The organism is Salipiger sp. 1_MG-2023, assembly GCF_030547555.1.
In the GTDB taxonomy this organism is placed as follows: Bacteria; Pseudomonadota; Alphaproteobacteria; order Rhodobacterales; family Rhodobacteraceae; genus Salipiger.
This window is the reverse complement of the sequence record NZ_JAUOQN010000011.1, coordinates 92,261-99,603: the sequence shown is the minus strand read 5'-3', so window position 1 is coordinate 99,603 and position 7,343 is coordinate 92,261. Positions and strand designations below refer to the sequence as shown.

Sequence of the window (7,343 nt, the reverse complement as noted above, 5' to 3'; positions counted from 1 at the left end):
CCCTTTCATCTTTCCAGTATATACGTACGGCCCGGGGGGGGGCCCCCCCCCCCCCCCCCCCGGGGGGTTTTCACCCCCGAAAAAGGTTAATTATGGGGCGCCCCCCCGCCCAACGGCGAAACGCCCGGGGGGGGGGGGGGGGGGGGGGGGGGTTTTGTTAAAAACCCCCCCCCCCAAAATCACCGCCCGGGGGGCCGGGGGGGGGGGGGCCCCCCGGGGCCCCGCAGCGCGCGCCTGCATTGACGACACCTGTGGCGTTGTCTCTCAGCGCCTTGGCGGCGCCCCTCACCGGCAGCGCCATTTGCACGCGATCCGCTCGGCCTTTCGCCACAACGCCCGCCGCATTGCCCTGATGGTGCGACTGCCCCCGCGTCGCGCGCGGCATGACGATACCCCCAAGATTCGCAATCACCGCAGATGAGGCTGAAAACACGAACGGCCGCTCCCGAAGGAACGACCGTTCAGAGACGTGTTTCGCGTGGCGTCAGACCAACAACAGGCTCGCCCACAAGACCCCGAACGCAGTGCCTACCCCTCCTCGGGCCGCACCGCGCGCCGGGCTGATCAACGGGCGGCGCTGCCCCCGACGACGCGCAACGCTGGCTGGAAGCCGCCCGCGAAATCGCGCTGCATTCCACCCTCTTTGCGGGCAATCAATCCGGCATAAAGCGCAAGCCCGATCACAGGGGCCATGATCAACAGGCCGATGCAAAGGCCAATCAGGTATGGTGTCATTCAGGTTCCTCCTCGCCGAGAAGGCTAACACGGAATTGCCGCGTCACAATGCCGCATTTCGAGAGATGGTCATTTTTCTGTTACCTTACGACAGCAGTGCTGACGCTCCTGCGCCTCAAGGCTCGAGCGAGCCGACGATCATGTCGTTCAGCTCGCGAAACAGCTTGAGCGTCATGGCGCGGCGAAAGTCCTGATATCCTTCGGCGATCTCGACAAAGGCGCCGGGGCCATGCGCCACCTCGCCGCGGAAATACTCGACCACGCGCGGATCCGATCCCATCACCGCCAGCCCGTTCACCGTGACCCCGGCAAAGGGAAAATGCTGATAGGCCTGCTGCGGGCGGAAGCCATCGTTGGTGATGCCGTCGCCCGATATGTCGATCACCTGCCGCGTGCAGGGCGGCGCCTCGCGGAGCAGCTCGGATCCGAACCCCAGCGCAAAGCCCATCGCGGTGGGAAACCGGTCAAAACTGCGCGGCGCGGCAAGCAACCTCGTCACCGCGCCCTGCAGCGTCGCCGCGCTGTCGAGCGTCACCCAAGGCAGCACCACGGTCGATTGCCGCCGACCGCTCCATTCATAGATCGACAGCGCAACCCGTTGATCGCCATCCAGCAGCGCGCCGCGCACGTCGGGATCCGACAACGCGGCGGCAATGCCTTGTTTCTGTAGGCTATATTCCTCGGCATCGACCGAAGATGACACGTCAAGCGCAAGCAACAACGCCAGTCGGCACCCTTCGGCCCGCGCCGCGGGAGCACCCGCAAGCCCGAGCGCAAAAAACACCGACCAGAGCGCCAGCCTTACCAATGGCCGACATTCTCCATGCTGGCCCATGGCTCTTGCGGCGGCAGCGCATCGCCCTGCTGAAGCAGTTCGATCGAGATATTGTCGGGCGAGCGGACAAAGGCCATGTGCCCGTCGCGCGGCGGGCGGTTGATGGTGACCCCGGCGGCCTGCAGTGCGGCGCACATCGCGTAGATGTCGGGCACGGTATAGGCGAGATGGCCAAAATGCCGCGAATCCGACGGCAGCCCGTCGTCGCCATCCCAGTTATAGGTCAGCTCGACATCGGCAGTGCCGTCATCCTGATCGGGCGGGCACAGGAACACCAGCGTGAACCGGCCCTTTTCGTTTTCGCTGCGGCGGCGTTCCTTCAGGCCCAGCAGTTTGTAAAATTCAACAGATTTTTCCAGATCCGCAACGCGGACCATGGTGTGCAGATACTTGATGCCCATTGGGGGCACTCCTTTCCATTCGTGCTGAGGAAAACAGTAGAGAGCAGGACGCATAAGTCGAGCCTGCCGTGCTGCAAAGCCGCATTCTGCCCCACCACAAGCCAGGCGTGGCACCGCCGGAGCGGTCGTGATTCGCCGCCACGCCCGCCTTGTGGCGGTCAGGTTCGAACGCCTCGTCGCCGTGGCCAGCCCACATTGCCCCCAATGCTGGCGGCGGCCACGTGCAGTTTGCCCGCTCAAAAGGCCTCAATAACCTTCAACGCAGCTGCAAATCTGTGTACACCCGCCCGCAACACACAGCTTTATGAGGACCCCCAATGCCGCTCAGCCCCGATCAGCAGTCAGAAATCGACACGCTGCGCGCCGCCCCGCAAGGCACGCTGCGCGCCACGGCACCGGGGATGGAAAAGCATCTCTACACCGCCTACCCGGTGCTGGATCACGGCTTTGTCCGGGTGGTGGATTACATGGGCGACGATGCCGCGATCTGTCAGGCGGCGCGAGTCAGCTATGGGCGCGGCACCAAGTCGGTGAGCAATGACGAAGGGCTGATCCGCTATCTGATGCGGCATTGGCATTCGACCCCCTTCGAAATGTGCGAGATCAAGCTGCACGTCAAATTGCCGATCTTCGTGGCGCGCCAGTGGATCCGCCACCGGACCGCCAATGTGAACGAGTATTCGGCGCGCTACTCGATCCTCGATCGGGAATTCTATGTCCCGGCGCCGGAACATCTGGCGGCGCAATCGGTGGTCAACAATCAGGGCCGGGGCGAGGCGCTGTCGGGCGAGGAAGCCGACCGCGTGCTGCGCTATCTGCGCGACGATGCTTCGCGCGCTTTCGATCATTACGCCGAGATGATCTCGACCGAGGGCCAGCAGGGCCTCGCGCGCGAACTGGCCCGGATGAACCTGCCGGCGAACATCTATACGCAATGGTACTGGAAGGTCGATCTGCACAACCTGCTGCATTTCCTGCGGCTGCGCGCCGATTCCCATGCGCAATACGAGATTCGCGTCTATGCCGACGCAATCTGCGACGTGGTGCGCGACTGGGTGCCCGCCGCCTTTGGCGCGTTCGAAGATTACCGCATGGGCGGCGCGCAGGTGTCGGGCAAGGGCATGGACTGCATCCGCCGCATGCTAAAGGGTGAGGACGTCACGCAGGAAAGCTCTGGCATGTCCAAGGGCGAATGGCGTGAATTTCAGGCGCTGCTCGACGGCAGCGCCTGACAGGTTACTCGGCGGCCTCGGCCAGCGCCAGGCCGCCGATCTGCGTTAGAAGCTCGACGATCTCGTCCACGCCCTTGCCATGCTTGACCTGCGCAAACACAAAGGGTTTGCCCGCGCGCATCCGCGCCGCGTCGCGCTGCATCACCTCGAGCGAGGCGCCCACATGGGGCGCAAGATCGGTCTTGTTGATGACGAGGATATCCGATTTGGTGATCGCCGGGCCGCCCTTGCGGGGGATTTCCTCGCCCGCGGCGACGTCGATCACATAGATCGTCACGTCTGCCAGCTCTGGTGAAAAGGTCGCAGACAGGTTGTCGCCGCCGCTTTCGATCAGCACCAGATCCAGATCGGGGTGCGTTGTCGTCAGCTCGGCGATGGCGGCAAGGTTGATCGAGGCATCCTCGCGAATCGCGGTGTGCGGGCAGCCGCCGGTCTCGACCCCCTTGATGCGATCCAGCGGCAGCACCTGCTGGCGCATCAGCTCTTCGGCATCCTCGCGGGTGTAAATGTCGTTGGTGATGACGGCCATCGACAGCCGCTCGCGCAGCGCACGCGCCAGCGCGGCGGTCAGCGTGGTCTTGCCGGCGCCGACCGGCCCGCCAAGGCCGACGCGCAAAGGTCCGTTGGGAGAGCTCATCAGAGGTTCCTCATGATCGAAAGGTCCGGGAATAAAGCATGTCATGGCGCTGGCTGGCAATGTCGATCAGCGGGGCAAACCCGCCGATGTCGTCGCTCGTCGCGCTTTGCGCCCTATCGGCAAGCTCGGCGCAGAGCGGCGCAAGCGCAAGGGTGATGCGCTGGCCGTCGGTCTGGCCTAGCGGGATCAGCCGCACCCCGGCGCTGGTGAGGTTGGCGGCGAAAGCCTGTAGGTACAGGCGCAGCGCCTCGACCAGCGGCAGGCCGAGTGCGCGCACCGCCAGCCCCGCCGCCACCGGGTAGGGCGCGGGCGGGATGGCAACGCCCCAGACCGCGCAGACCGTGGAGGAAAAGGCCCTGCCCTGCTGGTCGGTCTCGGCGCGGCGCTCGGTCGAGGGGCTGAGAGCGAGGCCCAGCTCTGTCAGGAAAACGGGGTCTTCGCCCCGCGCGGCGCAGGACATCAGCACCGCGTCGGACCAGCCGGAACCATGGCGCAGCGCGGTTTCCAGCCATGCGCGCAGCGTCGCCGAATCTGTCACGCTGCGATCCTGTATCGCGGTTTCCAGCCCGTGCGACCAAGCAAAGGCGCCGGTTGGAAACGCGGGCGAGAACAGCTGGTGCAGCGTCAGATCATCCGTGCTCATGGTCATGCGTGTGGGAGTGACTGTGGGTCTCAGGCCCGTGCTGATGGGAATGGTCGTGACCATGGGTGCGCCCGTGGCCGTAGGCGCCGCCTTCTGGAGTGAAGGGTTCGTCGACTTCACGGACAGTCGCGCCAATGCGGGACAGCATGTCAGCAATGACGTGATCGCGCTGGATCAGCAGGCGGTCGGGATCGATCTGGCACGGGGTGTGGCGGTTGCCAATGTGCCAGGCGATGCGGTGCAGCGCCGCGCCGGTGATTTCGAGCAGCGGTTCAACCGCCGCGACCACCGCGATGCAGCGCCCGTCGGTGAGCAAGAAGGCATCGCCTTCGTCGAGGCTTTCGGTATGGGCAAGATCGACCAGAAAGCCGGTGCCACCCTCGGTGGTCAGCACCTTGCGGCGCAAGAAACGGTCGTCGTAACTGAGCACAACCCTGTCGGCAGCGGTGCCTTCGGCCTTGCGCAGAATGTCATGTGAGGTGGGAAGCGGCATGGCGGACTCTTTCGTGATGCGAACGCCAGATCACTTCAGTTGCCCCGAAAAGACAAGGCCACGCGCCGGGTTTACCGGTCACGTGACCCCGAATGCCTTGAGCTTGCGCGGTACCTCGCCAGGGTGAACCGGGGCCGAGGCCCGGGATCACAGGTAGTAGACGTCGCGGAATACGTGGCGCACGATGTCTTCGCGGCGCAGGCCCTTGGCGGCAAGCTGCTCGTCGGACAGGCGCTGGAGCGCTTCGACGCGGCGCAGGCGCGGGTTTGCTTCGCCGATTGCGACGATGGCGTTGCCAAGCGCGGCAAAGAAGCGGCTCAGGAACGGTGCGGTGTGTTGTGCGTGGCTCGCAGTGAGAAATGCCATTGGGAAACCTTTCAGTTGGTCATCAGGTCCCCTCCCTTGGCTCAATAGGTAAATGATGCTGCCCAAGTTTACAAATGCTGCAACTGCAAAGTCGGGTTTCGCACAGCGCATGGCTGATGGTTTAATATTGAACTAAATTTTACGCGCCTTCATGGCGCCGAGAGGGCCTGCCCCCGCCCTTCGGGCCCCCGGAGTTTACCGGGCAAGATGAAGGGCGGGGCCGCGCCCCGATCCTGCGGTCAGTACAGGAAATAGCGTTGCGCCATGGGAAGTGTGGTCGCGGGCTCGCAGGTCAGCAGCTCGCCATTGGCGCGGACCTCGTAGGTTTCGGGGTTCACCTCGATCTGCGGCGTGGCAGTGTTGAGCTTGAGGTGGGATTTGCCGATGCCGCGGGTGTTCTTGACCGCCACGGTCTGTTTGGCGAGGCCGAGCGTATTGCGGATGCCTTCGGATTGCGCCGCTTCGGAAACGAAGATCACCGCCGAATGTTCGACCGAGCGGCCATAAGCGCCCCACATCGGGCGGCTGTAGACCGGCTGTGGCGTCGGGATCGAGGCATTGGGATCGCCCATCTGCGCGCAGACGATGCTGCCGCCCATCAGCACCATTTCCGGTTTCACCCCGAAGAAGGCCGGGGACCAGAGCACTAGGTCGGCGCGCTTGCCTTCTTCGATGGAGCCGATCTCGGTTGCGATGCCATGGGCGATGGCCGGGTTGATGGTGTATTTTGCGATGTAGCGCCGGACGCGGAAATTGTCGTTGTCGCCGGTTTCGTCGCTGAGCTTGCCGCGCTGTTTCTTCATCTTGTCCGCGGTTTGCCAGGTGCGGATGATCACCTCGCCGACGCGGCCCATGGCCTGGCTGTCGGAAGCGATGATGCTGAAGGCACCCATGTCGTGCAGGATGTCTTCGGCGGCGATGGTTTCCTTGCGGATGCGGGATTCGGCGAAGGCCACGTCTTCGGGGATCGACTTGTCGAGATGGTGGCAGACCATCAGCATGTCGAGATGTTCTTCGAGCGTGTTGGCGGTGTAGGGCCGCGTCGGGTTGGTCGAGCTGGGCAGCACGAATTCCTCACCGCAGATCTTGATGATGTCGGGGGCATGGCCGCCGCCCGCGCCTTCGGTGTGGAAGGCGTGGATGGTGCGGCCCTTCATCGCCGCGACGGTGTTTTCCACGAAGCCCGATTCATTGAGCGTGTCGGTGTGGATCATCACCTGCACATCCCACGCATCGGCAACGCTCAGGCAGTTGTCGATGGTGGCGGGGGTGGTGCCCCAGTCTTCGTGCAGCTTGAGGCAGCAGGCACCGGCCTTGATCTGTTCTTCAAGCGGGGCCGCCAGCGAGGCGTTGCCCTTGCCCGCGAAGGCGAGGTTCATCGGGAAGGCATCGGCAGCCTGCATCATCCGCCCAAGGTGCCACGGGCCGGGGGTACAGGTGGTGGCCAGCGTGCCATGGGCCGGGCCGGTGCCGCCGCCGAGCATTGTCGTCAGGCCGGAATGCAGCGCGTCTTCGATCTGTTGCGGGCAGATGTAGTGGATATGGCTGTCCATGCCACCGGCGGTTAGGATGCGTCCCTCGCCCGCGATGACCTCGGTTCCGGGGCCGACGATGATGTTGACGCCGGGCTGGGTGTCGGGGTTGCCCGCCTTGCCGATCTTATGGATGCGCCCGCCGCGCAGGCCGACGTCGGCCTTGTAGATGCCGGTATGATCGACGATCAGCGCGTTGGTGATGACGGTATCGACAGCCCCCTCGGCGCGGGTCGCCTGTGACTGCCCCATGCCGTCGCGGATCACCTTGCCGCCGCCGAATTTCACCTCTTCGCCGTAGATCGGCGCATTGCCACCGCCCGCCTGCCCGACCGCTTCGGCGGTCAGGTCACGCTCGACCTCGATGATCAGGTCGGTGTCGGCAAGGCGCAGCTTGTCCCCGGTGGTGGGGCCGAACATCGCGGCATAATCGGAGCGGGAAATCCGTGCGGGCATGGGTGTGTCCTCG

General features: G+C 64.5%; 9 protein-coding genes. 1 reads left to right on the top strand and 8 read right to left on the bottom strand.

Going from position 1 to position 7,343, the window contains the following annotated elements; all coding sequences use genetic code 11:
• Nucleotides 1-564: 564 nt before the first annotated feature.
• The 3 genes from Q4543_RS07900 to Q4543_RS07890 form a co-directional block, all read right to left on the bottom strand.
• On the bottom strand, nucleotides 565-735 hold the full coding sequence (locus Q4543_RS07900; protein WP_303437281.1) for a hypothetical protein: 171 nt from the start codon (nucleotides 733-735) through the stop codon (nucleotides 565-567).
• Nucleotides 736-850: 115 nt separating this feature from the next.
• On the bottom strand, nucleotides 851-1,570 hold the full coding sequence (locus Q4543_RS07895; RefSeq protein WP_303437279.1) for a DUF1194 domain-containing protein: 720 nt from the start codon (nucleotides 1,568-1,570) through the stop codon (nucleotides 851-853).
• Nucleotides 1,537-1,971, bottom strand: coding sequence for a VOC family protein (locus tag Q4543_RS07890; protein ID WP_303437278.1), 435 nt, complete (start codon nucleotides 1,969-1,971; stop codon nucleotides 1,537-1,539). Before Q4543_RS07890 ends, Q4543_RS07895 begins: the two co-directional genes overlap by 34 nt.
• Nucleotides 1,972-2,288: 317 nt before the next feature.
• Here Q4543_RS07890 and thyX point away from each other — a divergent pair, with 317 nt between their 5' ends.
• The gene (thyX, locus tag Q4543_RS07885) at nucleotides 2,289-3,203 is read left to right on the top strand and encodes an FAD-dependent thymidylate synthase (protein WP_303437276.1); all 915 of its coding nucleotides are present in this window, start codon (nucleotides 2,289-2,291) and stop codon (nucleotides 3,201-3,203) included.
• 4 nt (nucleotides 3,204-3,207) lie between these two features.
• Here the strand turns inward: thyX and ureG are convergent, their stop codons facing one another.
• The 5 genes from ureG to ureC form a co-directional block, all read right to left on the bottom strand.
• Nucleotides 3,208-3,840 (bottom strand): urease accessory protein UreG, encoded by a 633-nt coding sequence (gene ureG / locus Q4543_RS07880; RefSeq protein ID WP_303437275.1) that lies wholly within the window; start codon nucleotides 3,838-3,840, stop codon nucleotides 3,208-3,210.
• A 10-nt stretch (nucleotides 3,841-3,850) separates the two neighbouring features.
• On the bottom strand, nucleotides 3,851-4,483 hold the full coding sequence (locus Q4543_RS07875; protein ID WP_303437273.1) for an urease accessory protein UreF: 633 nt from the start codon (nucleotides 4,481-4,483) through the stop codon (nucleotides 3,851-3,853).
• Nucleotides 4,470-4,976, bottom strand: a complete 507-nt coding sequence (ureE, locus tag Q4543_RS07870) for an urease accessory protein UreE (protein ID WP_303437272.1) — start codon at nucleotides 4,974-4,976, stop codon at nucleotides 4,470-4,472. Before ureE ends, Q4543_RS07875 begins: the two co-directional genes overlap by 14 nt.
• A 147-nt stretch (nucleotides 4,977-5,123) precedes the next feature.
• On the bottom strand, nucleotides 5,124-5,342 hold the full coding sequence (locus Q4543_RS07865) for a DUF1127 domain-containing protein (protein WP_216005011.1): 219 nt from the start codon (nucleotides 5,340-5,342) through the stop codon (nucleotides 5,124-5,126).
• Nucleotides 5,343-5,581: 239 nt separating this feature from the next.
• The gene (gene ureC, locus Q4543_RS07860; RefSeq protein WP_303437271.1) at nucleotides 5,582-7,330 is read right to left on the bottom strand and encodes an urease subunit alpha; all 1,749 of its coding nucleotides are present in this window, start codon (nucleotides 7,328-7,330) and stop codon (nucleotides 5,582-5,584) included.
• Nucleotides 7,331-7,343 lie beyond the last annotated feature (13 nt).